Genomic DNA, 13,788 nt, shown 5'->3' with positions numbered 1-13,788 from the left:
AAAGAACCGTCCCCTGCTTCGATGCATCATTCATTAAGCCAGTTTTCTTTCCATTGAAAATAAACGCTAGTTGCTTGAGACGATTTAAATATACTTTCTGGATATGGTAAAGCAAGTTTCGGTTTGCACTCTTCCTTAATAAAGCGTAGATCAGCAGATTCACCATCAATTGGCGTTAACTCTCCCCTAATTATTATACATTCAAAAACAAACACATTATATTCTACTTGGTCACCTTGAGGATAGGTAAACCGAAAATCCTCGCCACCAAATAAACCTATTAATCTATATGGTTTCACCGTCAATCCAGTTTCTTCCCAAACTTCACGAATAAGTGCTTGCGCAGGTGTCTCTCCTGGTTCGATTGCTCCCGATGGTAAACTCCAGTGTTCACTTTCTTTAGGATATTGAAACAAAATTTCATTATCCTCATTCCTAATAATTGCCGCAACGCTTGGCATAAATATTAATTCTGTACCCACTTTCCCACGAAGTTTTTTATAGTAATCCGATATTGGCATAAGAATATCCACCCTTTAAGTTTTATGTGTCATAATTAAATGAAGAACATAATATTTCTAACTCATTTAAGTATAAATCTAGCCTATTTTGAATAACTTCCTTACTTCCCATTTGTTGTAACACTTTATGGCTTGGCTGCGTATTATTTAGAATTTCATAATGCTCATATGTTTCAAGTAACATCCATAAAATATATTCATCCATTAATCTTTTTTCTTGAACTATATATTCATCCTTACTGAAAGAATAGAAATAACCTTGTTTAAAACCTTCAGCAATTTCTCCTAGAATACCTTTATTCTCTTCATATGTATTATGTAAGTACCTTGGGGCATTGGAATATGACGGCAAGAGAAACTGATAGCAAAAAACAAAATAAGCTGCGAATTTTAAGTCAAAATCCAACTTTGGTGAAGGATCAATTATTGATACTCTTCCAGAATGTAATATTAAGTTTTCAGGAGTTATATCCCGATTTACTAATGATATTGTTTGAGCGCAATTCCTTCTGTTTCCAATCAATTTTTTTATCTTTCTATTAACTATTTCCCTATTAAAACTCAATCTAGATTCATTTAAGGAATCTAACACCATAAGATAATGATTATTATCATTCTCCCATATTTTATTGCTTTCTTGCTGATTTTCACCACTAAGATACGTCCCATTCCAGTGTAAATTTCCAAAGCCTTTTATTTCTGACTTACTTGTTTGTATTTGATTAAAAGATTGACCTAATTTTTTTCCATAAGCAAAGCCATCTGTTTGTTCCAGCAATGCTAGTTCCTGTCCCTTTCCCATATAGGTTTCTGCTGTGAAAACTATGTCGGGTTCTATAAAATATCTAAAATATGTAGGACAAATGTTTTGATGATTTTTATTAGCCTGTTCATAATACGCCTTAGTAGCTTCATACTCTGTAATTAACTCATTCTCATCAAATTCTTGTAACTCGCCGTAAGCTATTTTTTTTTTGATTCTTATGACAAGATCATCGCTATCTATTCTGTCTAACTTATAAACTGAATGCCAGGCACCTTCACCAATTTTAGTTATGTGATCATGCTTTTTGTCTTTAAAATTCAATTTATCTAAAACCCTGTTCCAAATGTTATCTGTATACATAATTATCTCCCCTAGATAGTTAAATAGTTAATAAAATACTGTAATCGCTAAACTAAATTCAACAATTACGCCTAGTAGAATGAAACAGGATAAGTACTACGACTTGGACGGGGTTGGCGTAAAAAAACGAAGTAGATTTTCTACTCCGATAAAAGTCTAACTTTTTTCGTCACAATAGCCTTCTTTATAAGTTTTCACTCAATAAATTCGATTGAATTAACAGGAAGGTTTTGATTTTCGAAGTCAGCATACTCTTCCTTCATTTCTGTGAAGTGGATCCAGTATTTAGTATCTATTGTGTAGTCATCGGTAACTTCTTTAGAATATTGAAGTCCTTTTGCAGGTTCTCCCAATACTTTAACACTAGCTATATTAGCGTCTTCGGTTTTTACAACAGTTAGAACCGGCATGTTTTCGTATTCTGGATCTAGTATAGACATCTTCTCGATAGATTTGTAATCCATGATCCACTCTATTGATTCAGTCGAGTATTCTAGAACTGCAACATTTAATGAACTGTTCGTATCTGTGAATACATAAATAAAATCATTTTTAATTTCATAGTTTACGATAGTGTGCGATGGATAATCATGTTGATTCATTACTTCTTCTATTTGTTCTTCTAAACTAAGTACAGGCTGTGTTTGTTCTTCTTCATTCTCTACATTCGTACACCCAAGTAAAATTAAGACTAACCCCATATATAGCAGAAGTTTCTTCAAAAGATCACCCCTTCATCACCGTATTTTCTATACAACCTATGATAACACAAAGTAAAAATATGTTAAATTAGTGTTTCACACTACAAAAAGGAAATTGAGAAGTTTCAATAAATTGAAATCCCCAACTTCCTTCGTAAATAATATTTTGGCTTTTAAACATATAACTAACTATAAATAGTCTGCTTTGCGTAATTTTTAAGTAGTTTCTGGTTTAGCTTTGATTTTCTGTTTAAATGATAATTCACTCGAATATAAACGAAGAAGTGATATGCCAAATGTGACAACTGTGATTAACAACAAATTCATAATAAAAGGACTAATAGAAGCACCACTATAAATTAACCTCATATAACCTTGTATCGCATTAGATGCTGGTAAAAAGTTGCCTAAATGGCGGTAAAAGCCTGTTAGCATGTCAGCTGGGATGATATTACCTGCTGTCATAAGTTGCAGGGGAACTAAAGCTGTATTAAATAATGCGCCCAAACCACCAAATAAAGCAAACGACATTTGTGTAACACTTATACTAGCCATATAAACTAATATATGAAATCCCCACATCTGCCAAAAAGATGCTACTGTATCTGCGAACAGCATGGCAACACTTGTAACAATTAATGAACCAAAAATTGATACAAGTAGTAGCAATAATTGTCTTCCCCAAAATATTTGATATTTTGTATGGTTCTTTTGGATAAACATAGATGAGAGGTTAAATTGTATATTCATCGTCATAACACCAATATACGTAACAAACCCTAATATCATTGGAAGCATTGTCACTGCAAAATTATTTATGCTGTTCGTCTTTACAATATTAGTACTTACGATTGCGTCATCTGTATCTGTAAATACACCTTCATTAATACTTGATGTTATTTGTGCTACAGATGATTCAGCAATAGCTAAGGCAATTTCTGAATTTGCTTGATTAATATAATACGTTAATTCCGAATTCCCATCATTGGCGTCATTAATAAAGTTTTCAGGAATTGAAACGATCATAACTAATTCACCATCATCCATTTCCTCTTGTGCTTTAGTTAGGTCAGCATATTGTTCGGTTTGAAATGGAACATAAGTCTCAATCGACTCTGCAATTGTCTCACTATCCGCACCTTCTTGATTAACTATCCCAACTGTTAATTGATCAATTCTTTCCGTGGCTCCATCATAACCTGTCATCCAAATAACGGTGAAAAACAATGGAAGACCAATAGCAAATACCAATCCCAGTTTTGTTTGAAAAATTTTAAAAAAGTCCTTAAAAGTTGAATAAATATCCATTTATAACATTCCTCTCATAATGAAAATACGATGTAATAATACATGCATAGGACATAATAGGTTATGCATGTATTTAGCGTAAAAAACTCCAGCTCATTTTGAACTGGATAAATTGTTGAATATCTCATTAAGAGATTCTATTAATTGTTCTGACTTGTTGTCAGTTAGAAGTTGATTGAGTTGATTATTTAAATCTTGTACCATTGGAGAAACAGTATTATAAATCTCTTCTCCATTTGGTGATATAAATAATTTAATAGCTCTTCTATCTGATGGATCTTTAGAACGTATTATCAATTCCTTTTTTTCTAAACGATCTAACGTTTTACCTATACTTGTTTGATCTTTTCCATGCAAAGCTGCCAATTCTTTTTGAGATATCCCTGGATGTTTCCTTAATTGATGAATTACGCCAAATTGTTCTGGAGTTATAGAATAATCTCGAAGTAAATTAGTTAGATATTTCTGATATGTATAAAAAGTTCTTGATAATAAGAAGCCGATTGAGTTTTGCTCTATATCAAAAGGCATTACTAAAACCTCCTATTAAATACTAGCACATGCATTAATAGCCTATGCTAGTATATGATTAAAGTTAACTGTTGTCAATTGGAATCTATTTTGCTTTTACTATTCTTACGTTAGAATAATTTTATACAATGTTACTATAATAGTAAAAGTTATCACTCATAATCAAGTTTCATTTAAAAATTTAATGATATGCCCTAATACGATAGCGGGAGCTTCCTCTTGTATCAAGTGACCTGCATCTGGAATAGATTTGAATTTGGATTCACTAATTTTTTCACGTAGAGCATATCCCTTTTCAATGGGTACCCACTCATCTTTCTCTCCCCACAATATCAAAGTTGGAATACTAATTTCATTATAAAGATTTTCCACTTCATCTGTGTAAGTTTGGTTTGCTTGGGCAATCTGTCTGTAAAATGCAGGCTGACCATGTTCTCCTAACCAATATTGTGTAATCCCCTCTTTTGTCTCGTCACTCATTTTACTGTAAAGTGCTCCTTGAATATAAGTTGATACTATCGATTTATGTATAAATGAAGGAACTCCTCTAAATGCCTCTTCATGTTTATTAACATGTGAAAAGAAGGAAGAACCCCATGGTCCAACAGCAACTGGATCCATTAATATCATTTTTTTGAAATGAACTTTATTTAATAAATGTGTTCGCAAAGCGGTCGTACCACCAAAATCATGACCGATAATAATTGGTGAATCTGACTCCCAATATTGAAGAAGTTCTGTTAAAATTTCATTTTGAATACCTAACGAAACATTCTGATCCTCTTTTTTTTCGGATTGACCATATCCTAATAAATCATAATAATAAACTGTGTACCATTCACTCAATGCCGGAACAATATGTCTCCAGTTGAATGATGACCATGGAGTTCCATGTACTAATACCAATGGAGGACCTTGCCCAACCACTTCAAAACGAACCGTACCATGAGAAGAATCAAACTGTTTTGTTAATTCCCATTTTTTCACATTATTACCGCAGGTCTAAGATGAATTAAATTTACTTTTATCCAAATGTAACCCAAATGGCTTCCCTGAAATAGAGAGTACATTGGTAACCTTTTTTCATATAAGGTGGGTTTCCCAACAATAATACCATATTCAATTTAATTTAAAACATATGCTTTCTATTAAATTATTTTCCATTTTACTTTCTCGATTTTATAAAACTTCCACTAATTCATCCAGTTCTTTTGTGATTTGACTGTTTTCTAAAAGATTGTTGTTTTAATTATAATTAAATAATGTAAAAAGTATTTGACATTACTAATTCTGTTGCTATAATAATAAATGTCAAATACTTTTTACATTTTAACGAGGAGGAAGCAAAAATGGATTGGGTTAAAATTGTGTATTCTGTCATATTATTAGTTTGCGGAATTTTGATTTTTATTGCACCATTTTCTCAAAAGGGTGATGAAAGAAGGAATTTTATCAAGACGAAGGCTCAATCATATGCATTTATCGTAGTTATAGGTATGTTACTTTTAGAAGTTGGAGAGTCAATTTATCTAACTATTCAAGGGAACACTTCTGATAATAGTAATGTAAATTCGCCGATAGTTCTGCTGACAGTGATTTCCATTATATATCTGGCAACATTAATTTTTTACAGAAAAAAATATGGTGATTAAATGAAAAATAACATTAAGCAATTAAGAAAATCAGCTAAATTATCACAGGAAGAACTGGCTAAACATTGTAAAGTATCCAGACAAACAATAAATGCAATTGAGAATGATAAATATGACCCTACGTTACAATTAGCGTTTGAATTAGCCTCTGTATTGGACACCTCAGTAGATCAACTTTTCATAAGTAATTCTATTAGAAAGTGATAAAAAGGCCTCATATCGAGGTCTTTTAATGCACTGCTCAACACGTTATCAAATCCTGAATCTTTCACTAATTCGAGCTAGTGAAACCAATAAAGGTAGTTGTTTTTCAAACAAGATTGACTTTCTACAAATTGGAACATGCCAAACCTAATTATAGGATTAAGCTTGTTTCAACTCTACTTTTCTTTTATAATTCACTATAGATTCACTAGTGATGAAACTAATTTTTCTGCCACTACAGATAATATTGCCATCACTACCGCTACTGCACTAGCTCCTACGTTTGTCCAAATAAACACTTGACTTCTTGATGCCCCAAGAGTTGTTATTGCACCAGCACCTAACTGGCTACTAAACAAAATAGAAGATAAAAAACATACTCCGATTGCACCAAATCGATCGAAGGTACTTTTTATTCGAGGGTTAATTTTCTTAGGCGTACTTTCGCTCTTTCGAAATTTATTATATATCTTATTAAATAATTTGTTAATTTCAGTTCCAAAAAACATAAATAGAAAGACACTAAACGCATTTCCGAGAATAGCTACTATTAATGCTACAAAAGGCGGAAAGTTAAAAACAATGATTGCCGTTGGAACAGTTAGAAATACTTCAAGAAAAGGAACCATACTTACAAAAAACACAAAAAGAAACTGAAGATAAAGGTTTTCCATATAATTACCTCACTCATTTTATTAAGTCACTTGACTTACAAAAATTATAATACAACTGACTTAAAAAATCAAAGGAGTTATCCTATGCCTAAAAAAATAGATCATGCTGAAAGAAAAAATCAAATTGTAGAAGCAATGTTTCGCATTATTCACCATTCAGGTTTCGAAAAAGCAACTTCACGTGAAATTGCCAAAGAAGCAGGCCTTTCTTTAGGTTCTGTTCAATACTTTTTTCCAAAACAAAAAGACATATATATGGTCGCAATGGATGTTATCTATCAACGATTTGAGGAAAGAATGCAAAAGGTCATGCAGAAGGATCAGGATGTGTTTGAAAATGCAATTCGCATGATAAAACAAATTGTGCAAGCAAATACAGAAGAAGAAAGAATGGAAAATGATATTTGGATGAAATTTTCCGTAATGGCAACAATGAACCCAGAATACCACGAGACGAAGGATAAATCTCGAGAAGTAAACCTTAATTTTGCAAAGGATGTATTAAGGATGCTTCATACAGAAGGGTACATTAAAAAACTTATAAGTATTGAAGACAGCGCAAATTCATTAACGATATTCATCCACGGCTTAGTATTTGAATCTGTTATTTACGCCAACTTATACGACGATCATATTATTGAAAAAGAAATCAGAGAATATTTACGAAGAATTTGTAACTACAATTAATAAGTACAGTTTGTTTGTTCTGTTTTCAAATCCAAGAATTACATGGGCGGAAACCTTTTACTTTAAGGTTACGCCCATGTAATTCTTTTTATTTTGGTTGAACTTACTAAAGTTCTTTATCCATTTCATAACCATTAATAAAATATTCTATTGTTTCTAATTCGTCTTCATTTAACTCTCTATTTACCGTTTGTTTATACTCTGATTTTATTTTCTCAGCGTCACCTTCATACTTCTCAGTATAGAACCCAACTGCTTTTAACAATTCTATTTCTTGCAAAAACTCATTTCGATTCATATTTTCTGAATGTGAAAGGATATATGTTTCTGCATCAAATGCTTCTAATTCTTCTATCAATTTTAACGTACGCTTCGATGTATAGTTATTTTTGGAGGAAAAAATATCTGGATAAATACTATCATTTAGAAATAATATTTTTTCTTCCTTAATATAAACTACAACAGCATCTTGTGCATGGTCGCCTCCCACATGTTTTAATACACAAGTCACATCACCAAGATCTATTTCAAGCTGCTTATCGAATGTTAGTTTAGGTAATTGAATCTGTATATTTCTTTCTTCACCATATTCCTTTTTTATACAAGTAGCACAAAATTCAATTTCAATTCCTTCTTTAATCCGTTCGTCTAAAGCCTTATCTGTATCTGTCCATTCGTAATCAGTCAGTTTATTAATTTCTTTTTTCGTCTCTGAAGATGAAATTGACAAAGAATCTTTTAGTGCCGACATTCCGAAAATATGGTCCCAATGCCAATGGGTTATTGCAACGAAATCTGGCTTCGAAATATTATGTTCACCTAACTTATCTAAAAACAAACGTGCATGCGCATCTGAATTACCTGCATCTATCATCAAGCTCATTTCAGTGCCAACAACCATTCCTAACGTAGGTCTGTCTGTCTCTGAAACGGGTGTCATATACCAAAATGAACTTCCTATTCTTTTTAACTGTTGCATCCATGATCCCTCCTTCTACTACTAACCTATTAGACTAACAATTTTATCATTGTGAACTAAGTTTTGATGGCTCTGTTTTATTATTCATTTTTATCATTAATCATTTGAAAAAACGCTTTCCTTAACATGCTCATTCGAAGGCGATCAACAAACTCTCCATTTCTTAATCGGTCTTGCCTTAAAATCCCTTCTTCTACATAACCCATACGCTTATAGGATTTAATTGCTTTATCATTATCCACTTCAACTCTAAGCCATATCTTATTTAAATCCAGTTCATTAAACCCCCATGAAAGCATCTCTTTCATTGCAGCTAGCCCAAAACCTTTGCCCCAATAACTTTTATCACCAATAGCAATCCCTAATTCAGCATGTTTGTTTAAACTATCCATGTTCTTTAGATCAACCCATCCAATGTGTTTTCCCTCTTCTGATAGGATTGCCTTTTGTTCATATCCGTTTGTCTTGTTTATGCACATGTTAATCCAGTTTCGTGTTTCTTCTCTGTTAAATGGTGGATATTTCTCTGGCATATTCAAATGTTTTGTCAATTCTTTATCTAAACACCATTGATAACGGTCTTCCGCGTCTGCAAGTGTTAATTCCCTTAATTGCACTATCGGTAAGTTGTTTGTTTTCATTTCACTATCTCCCGAAACTTATTTTTGACTGCTTTAATTCACTTCAAACATTAAGCAAGACCATATTGATTACCTCCACATAAATGTACCATCTCTGCCATGTTTTTTACCAGCTATTGCCTAGGGGTTGACCACTTGGTGTCTATGTATTTACCGCAGAGCTGCGAGTTATTTCAAAAAACTGTCTTAGCCATTACGGCATCTTCTATTTTCATTTATGCATATTTTAAGATGTTATTAAATGATATTTACGATTCTATAGAAAAAGAAAAATCCAAGCTCTTTACAAGGAGTTTGTATTGGAGGATGAGAAGCTTATGTGTTCTCTATGAGTGATATGATGATTGTTATACTCTCGTAATCACGTCTGATTGTTGAATATAATTTTTCTATTGTGCAGTAGTGAAAAAGTTTATTCCTTCTTCCACAATGCACACAATCCATCCCCAAAGAAAATCGGGTAAGAAGCAGGGGACATTTCTTTGCCCCACTTTATGAAATATGTAAGAAGAGAACCGTCCTCTGCTTCTCGACGATGCTAGATTGATTGAGTATTTTTAAAAATAAAAAACGCAATCCTTATAAAAAGAATAGCGTCATAAATAGCAAATTAATCAACTATATACATAAAACTAATAAAGCTTATTACCCATAGCAGCGGTACTAAATTTATAATTATAGCAAACCGTTTCTTTTTGACTCGGAAAACCCACGCTAAAATAGAACAAATAATTATAGCCAACGGGTACACTGTAATAGTTAGTACAAACAATGAATTATAAAGACCAATACCAGCGTCAAAACTCATAAACGACATTCCCCAAATAATAACCCACGGCAGTAACGAGCAAATGAATAAAACTTGGCTAACAATTAAATACACCAACATCATACCCACCTCACTTTAACTGAAATTTCAAACATTTTAGTTCATGTGGATATATCATATAGCGACCTTCAAAAAAGCACAAGATATATTTTACCTCTCAGGCAATCCTACATTTTAAGGTGATTGGCTTAAACAGAGTAGTGGTTCGTCCAAGTTTTATTATATCCCGTTTCTAGTGATACTTTAAAATAATCTTTCAGTATTTATCCAAATATTACAAATTGGGAACGCTGGAATATTGCTCATTTTATTAATGAGGTGGAATAAGTAACAACCAACTGCGAAGAAGATAAGGCACGTGGCGTATGATTGCAACAGTTACCAGTCCTTGAATTATCACTATTGTAAAAACACAGTACAGAACAATAACGAATTTAAGGAGCAATCCTATCATCCCCTCCTTTAACTAACATAATTAAATGAAAAGTATAAAAAGAGTTGACTAAATCAAACAGTTTGTATAAGATTTAGTAACAAGTTAAATTGTCTTAGGGGAGTAGCTTTTACAGCAAAGTCGTCATTACGGAGTTTTCATAACTCTCGGCTTTGTTGGCAACGATACGTTGTTAGCAAGACCTTTGCCGCACTTAGGTAAAGGTCTGCTCTATTCTAAAACCTTTACCACATCGGTAAAGGTTTTTTTGTGTTTACTCTTAATGAATGAGGGGCACTACTTTAGTAAAAAATATAAAAGGAACAAGAAACCACATTAGGAAAGTTGGATTTGATGATTTATATTTTATTAATTTTAGGATTTGTATTATTGGTCAAGGGGGCTGATTTATTTGTAGATGGATCCTCAAGTATTGCACGAGCCCTTCATATTTCCCCATTGTTAATTGGTCTAACTATTGTAGCTTTGGGAACAAGTTCACCGGAGGCTACAGTCAGTATCATTGCTGCAGTGGAGGGAAATCCTGGTGTAGCTATTGGGAATATTGTTGGAAGTAATATTATGAATATTACTTTAGTACTTGGAGTGGCTGCATTCCTTTATCCGATGAAAGTACAGAATGAAACAATTAGAAAAGAATTACCGTACACCTTGTTAGTAAGTGTAGTATTACTGGTTTTAGTTAGTGATATAGCACTTCAAGGAGCTAGTCAAAACCTCGTTACTAGAGGTGACGGCCTGATCATTTTACTGTTCTTTGTCATTTTCTTATACTACATTTTTGAAGTTGCCAAAAGAAATCGAGTGAAGAACAAAGAAGAAACAAAGAAACAAGTGGAAGAAGTGGAGCAAGAGCAAGTGACCACTTCATGGACGAAAAACATCTTATTAACTATTGGTGGACTGATCGGAATTATCTTTGGTGGAGAACTGGTAGTTAACAATGCTGTTGATATAGCACTTTCTTTTGGAATGAGTGAAGCTTTAGTTGGTTTAACGATTGTTGCAATCGGTACGTCCTTACCAGAATTAATGACCTCTGTCACCGCAGCTCTTAAAAAGGAAAGTGAGATTGCGCTAGGAAACATCGTGGGTAGTAATATCTTTAACATTTTATTCGTGCTGGGTACGACAGCTGTTATTCATCCCCTTAGTATCGAAAGTAAGTTAATTGTTGATGTTTTTATTATGATTTTACTAACAGTCGCCGTGCTTGTCTTTTCAAGAACAAGCTTTAAAATCGGAAAATATGAAGGTATCTTTCTAGTGGTTTCATATATTCTATATACGATTTTTATACTAATAAGAAATTAACATGTAAAGCTGTCTATTCGAAAACCATCACTTATTTTTAATTGGATTTTTTCATAATCAATTGTCTCTATCACTTCTATATCTGAATAATTTATGATCGCTTACTATAATGGAGGAATATAATAAATGACTTATGTTTTGTTAATTATCGGCTTTGTTTTACTAATTAAAGGAGCAGACTTTTTTGTGAATGGCGCTTCAAAAATTGCCACTGCCCTTAGAGTTTCCCCACTTTTAATTGGGTTAACTATCGTTGCCTTTGGAACTAGTGCGCCGGAGGCAACAGTAAGTATTGTTGCTGCATTGGAAGGGAATGCAGGAGTTGCGATAGGTAACGTTGTTGGAAGCAATATTTTCAATATAACATTTGTCATTGGAGTTGCCGCATTAATTTTTCCATTGAAGGTTGAGAATGAAACAATCAGAAAAGAAATTCCTTTTACATTTCTTGGGGGCATTGCGTTACTAATCCTTATTAGTGATGTTACCCTTCAGCAATTAGGTGATAACTTTATTACGAGAAGTGATGGATTAATCTTTTTACTGTTCTTTGCTATCTTCCTATACTATATCTTTGAGGTTGCTAGAAATAGCCGGGATAAGCTAGAAAACACCATTCAAGAAAAAGTACCAATGGGTAAAAATACGCTTTTGACAGTTGGTGGTCTCGGAGCAATTATTTTCGGTGGAGACCTAGTCGTAAACAGTGCTACGGATATTGCCCTATCGTTTGGTATGAGTCAAACCCTTGTAGGTCTAACAATTGTTGCAGTTGGTACATCCTTACCTGAATTAATTACTTCAGTTACTGCCGCAATAAAGAAAGAAAGTGAAATTGCTGTAGGGAATATCATTGGAAGCAATATCTTCAATATTTTATTCGTGCTCGGTATTTCATCGGTTATTTCTCCACTTGCAGTAGATAATAAAATATTCTTTGATATCCTTTTGATGAATGTTTTAACAATTATTTTACTTATTTTCTCAAGAACCAACTTTAGAATAGGTAAAGTTGAAGGAGGCTTGTTGGCAGCTGCTTATATTGCCTACATGATTTTTATCCTCATAAGAAACTAAGAGGTTATTCCTGTCTTAGGAATATTCCATGCCAGAAAAGGTGTCATTCACAGTCCTGTTACATGTCGAAGTTCGACAACAGGCGAAAGTGGTTGGCACCTTTTCCATTAAATTCATGATGACTATTGTCGCAATCGTTCAATAGCTATATGGAGAGGGTTAGTCCATTACGGAACTAACCCTCTATTTTATAATATATTAAAATGTTACGCTAACACATGTCAGAGGTGGTACATTTCAGTGTCCGTAATCACATATAAGCCAAATGCTTCTTCAATGATTAGTACTATATCAAATATATTAGAAAAAAAGTGAAATATAAATATATCTATCTTTATTAAATCTGCATTTAACTGTCTTCCATTATTACCGTAAAAGACTTTACGACAACATATAAATGAAAAATTTAAGCTACGTTTTATTTAAGCGTTCTTTCGGTTTTTTTCGTCCACAAAACATCACTAACTGATTCCGGCACACCACCATCCCCTTTCATGACTGCAGTGATGGTACCGTCACCTTCCAATATTATCGCATCAAGCTGCTGAAAAGACACTAATCCTTGTTTTCGCACAGCCGAACTTACGTCTTCAAACTTGAGGCGCTCCTGTCTCATGGCTTCTTGGTTGAACTCCCCCTGGGAATAAAGATAAATCGGTTTCGCCTTGGTCCAATTCCTAAAGCTTTTAAATTTGGTCTGGAGTTTTGAAAAAATAAACTGCAGGACCGCCAGCATTAGAATCATAAGAGCACCTTCCATATAGGAGATGCTCTGAATTATCAGGATGCTCGCTAAGGTATTCCCGTAAGCCACAGTTATGATGAAATCAAACATATTTACCTGTGTCAGTGAACGTTTTCCGAAAATCCTAAAAATGATAAGGAATGTCGGGTACATCAGTACACCCATCAAGACAATCCAAAGCAAGTCTTTCCAGTTGTCAAACAGTAACGAATCGAACATCACCTAACCCCCTTGTGTAAAAAATATACAACATTCTAGTATTTAAGTCTGTCTTGTTATAGCAATTTTTGCCACTATCCCTCGGTGGTTCTATTTATAGCTCAGATAATAGAATTAAGAAATTGA

Annotated in this window: 15 protein-coding genes; 5 read left to right on the top strand and 10 right to left on the bottom strand. The window is 33.4% G+C overall.

Going from position 1 to position 13,788, the window contains the following annotated elements:
* Positions 1–26: 26 nt before the first annotated feature.
* The 6 genes from DM447_RS06830 to DM447_RS06805 all read right to left on the bottom strand — a co-directional run bounded on the left by DM447_RS06830 (position 27) and on the right by DM447_RS06805 (position 5,174).
* Complete coding sequence (locus tag DM447_RS06830; RefSeq protein ID WP_112180498.1) at positions 27–521, bottom strand: NUDIX hydrolase; 495 nt, start codon at positions 519–521, stop codon at positions 27–29.
* A 22-nt stretch (positions 522–543) separates the two neighbouring features.
* Positions 544–1,647, bottom strand: coding sequence for a hypothetical protein (locus DM447_RS06825; protein ID WP_112180497.1), 1,104 nt, complete (start codon positions 1,645–1,647; stop codon positions 544–546).
* 194 nt (positions 1,648–1,841) lie between these two features.
* Positions 1,842–2,369: a hypothetical protein gene (locus tag DM447_RS06820; RefSeq protein ID WP_112180496.1), complete on the bottom strand. Its 528-nt coding sequence runs from the start codon at positions 2,367–2,369 to the stop codon at positions 1,842–1,844.
* Positions 2,370–2,564: 195 nt separating this feature from the next.
* Entirely contained in the window at positions 2,565–3,656 is a 1,092-nt protein-coding gene (locus DM447_RS06815) for a YhgE/Pip domain-containing protein (protein WP_112180495.1), read from the bottom strand.
* A 93-nt stretch (positions 3,657–3,749) separates the two neighbouring features.
* Complete coding sequence (locus DM447_RS06810) at positions 3,750–4,187, bottom strand: MarR family winged helix-turn-helix transcriptional regulator (RefSeq protein WP_112180494.1); 438 nt, start codon at positions 4,185–4,187, stop codon at positions 3,750–3,752.
* 162 nt (positions 4,188–4,349) lie between these two features.
* Positions 4,350–5,174 (bottom strand): alpha/beta fold hydrolase, encoded by an 825-nt coding sequence (locus tag DM447_RS06805; RefSeq protein WP_112180493.1) that lies wholly within the window; start codon positions 5,172–5,174, stop codon positions 4,350–4,352.
* 362 nt (positions 5,175–5,536) lie between these two features.
* On the opposite strand from DM447_RS06805, the gene DM447_RS06800 reads away from it, so the two are divergent.
* Both DM447_RS06800 and DM447_RS06795 read left to right on the top strand, forming a co-directional pair.
* Entirely contained in the window at positions 5,537–5,839 is a 303-nt protein-coding gene (locus tag DM447_RS06800; RefSeq protein WP_112180492.1) for a hypothetical protein, read from the top strand.
* On the top strand, positions 5,840–6,043 hold the full coding sequence (locus DM447_RS06795; RefSeq protein ID WP_112180491.1) for a helix-turn-helix transcriptional regulator: 204 nt from the start codon (positions 5,840–5,842) through the stop codon (positions 6,041–6,043).
* Between the two features lie 197 nt (positions 6,044–6,240).
* On the opposite strand, the gene DM447_RS06790 is transcribed toward DM447_RS06795, so the two are convergent.
* Positions 6,241–6,717 carry a small multi-drug export protein gene (locus tag DM447_RS06790; RefSeq protein WP_112180490.1) on the bottom strand — a complete coding sequence of 159 codons (477 nt, stop codon included), beginning with the start codon at positions 6,715–6,717 and terminating at the stop codon, positions 6,241–6,243.
* A gap of 84 nt (positions 6,718–6,801) precedes the next feature.
* On the opposite strand from DM447_RS06790, the gene DM447_RS06785 reads away from it, so the two are divergent.
* Positions 6,802–7,404: a TetR/AcrR family transcriptional regulator gene (locus tag DM447_RS06785; RefSeq protein ID WP_112180489.1), complete on the top strand. Its 603-nt coding sequence runs from the start codon at positions 6,802–6,804 to the stop codon at positions 7,402–7,404.
* 106 nt (positions 7,405–7,510) lie between these two features.
* On the opposite strand, the gene DM447_RS06780 is transcribed toward DM447_RS06785, so the two are convergent.
* On the bottom strand, positions 7,511–8,383 hold the full coding sequence (locus tag DM447_RS06780; protein WP_112180488.1) for an MBL fold metallo-hydrolase: 873 nt from the start codon (positions 8,381–8,383) through the stop codon (positions 7,511–7,513).
* 80 nt (positions 8,384–8,463) lie between these two features.
* On the bottom strand, positions 8,464–9,024 hold the full coding sequence (locus tag DM447_RS06775) for a GNAT family N-acetyltransferase (RefSeq protein WP_112180487.1): 561 nt from the start codon (positions 9,022–9,024) through the stop codon (positions 8,464–8,466).
* Between the two features lie 1,616 nt (positions 9,025–10,640).
* On the opposite strand from DM447_RS06775, the gene DM447_RS06765 reads away from it, so the two are divergent.
* On the top strand, positions 10,641–11,621 hold the full coding sequence (locus tag DM447_RS06765) for a calcium/sodium antiporter (protein WP_112180485.1): 981 nt from the start codon (positions 10,641–10,643) through the stop codon (positions 11,619–11,621).
* A 126-nt stretch (positions 11,622–11,747) separates the two neighbouring features.
* Entirely contained in the window at positions 11,748–12,698 is a 951-nt protein-coding gene (locus tag DM447_RS06760; RefSeq protein ID WP_112180484.1) for a calcium/sodium antiporter, read from the top strand.
* A gap of 418 nt (positions 12,699–13,116) precedes the next feature.
* Here the strand turns inward: DM447_RS06760 and DM447_RS06755 are convergent, their stop codons facing one another.
* Positions 13,117–13,662, bottom strand: coding sequence for a DUF421 domain-containing protein (locus DM447_RS06755; protein WP_112180483.1), 546 nt, complete (start codon positions 13,660–13,662; stop codon positions 13,117–13,119).
* Positions 13,663–13,788: the final 126 nt, after the last annotated feature.

The sequence above is a fragment of the Paraliobacillus zengyii genome (assembly GCF_003268595.1).
GTDB lineage: Bacteria > Bacillota > Bacilli > Bacillales > Amphibacillaceae > Paraliobacillus_A > Paraliobacillus_A zengyii.
Note: the sequence above shows the minus strand (reverse complement) of the source record. Positions and strands in the feature narration are given on the sequence as shown.

Excerpts from the sequence above, each read along its gene's own strand:
- DM447_RS06830 (WP_112180498.1), bottom strand. The coding sequence starts at position 521 with ATGCCAATATCGGATTACTATAAAAAACTTCGTGGGAAAGTGGGTACA.
- DM447_RS06825 (WP_112180497.1), bottom strand. The coding sequence starts at position 1,647 with ATGTATACAGATAACATTTGGAACAGGGTTTTAGATAAATTGAATTTT.
- DM447_RS06815 (WP_112180495.1), bottom strand. The coding sequence starts at position 3,656 with ATGGATATTTATTCAACTTTTAAGGACTTTTTTAAAATTTTTCAAACA.
- DM447_RS06810 (WP_112180494.1), bottom strand. The coding sequence starts at position 4,187 with ATGCCTTTTGATATAGAGCAAAACTCAATCGGCTTCTTATTATCAAGA.
- DM447_RS06800 (WP_112180492.1), top strand. The coding sequence starts at position 5,537 with ATGGATTGGGTTAAAATTGTGTATTCTGTCATATTATTAGTTTGCGGA.
- DM447_RS06795 (WP_112180491.1), top strand. The coding sequence starts at position 5,840 with ATGAAAAATAACATTAAGCAATTAAGAAAATCAGCTAAATTATCACAG.
- DM447_RS06790 (WP_112180490.1), bottom strand. The coding sequence starts at position 6,717 with ATGGAAAACCTTTATCTTCAGTTTCTTTTTGTGTTTTTTGTAAGTATG.
- DM447_RS06785 (WP_112180489.1), top strand. The coding sequence starts at position 6,802 with ATGCCTAAAAAAATAGATCATGCTGAAAGAAAAAATCAAATTGTAGAA.
- DM447_RS06780 (WP_112180488.1), bottom strand. The coding sequence starts at position 8,383 with ATGCAACAGTTAAAAAGAATAGGAAGTTCATTTTGGTATATGACACCC.
- DM447_RS06775 (WP_112180487.1), bottom strand. The coding sequence starts at position 9,024 with ATGAAAACAAACAACTTACCGATAGTGCAATTAAGGGAATTAACACTT.
- DM447_RS06765 (WP_112180485.1), top strand. The coding sequence starts at position 10,641 with ATGATTTATATTTTATTAATTTTAGGATTTGTATTATTGGTCAAGGGG.
- DM447_RS06760 (WP_112180484.1), top strand. The coding sequence starts at position 11,748 with ATGACTTATGTTTTGTTAATTATCGGCTTTGTTTTACTAATTAAAGGA.
- DM447_RS06755 (WP_112180483.1), bottom strand. The coding sequence starts at position 13,662 with ATGTTCGATTCGTTACTGTTTGACAACTGGAAAGACTTGCTTTGGATT.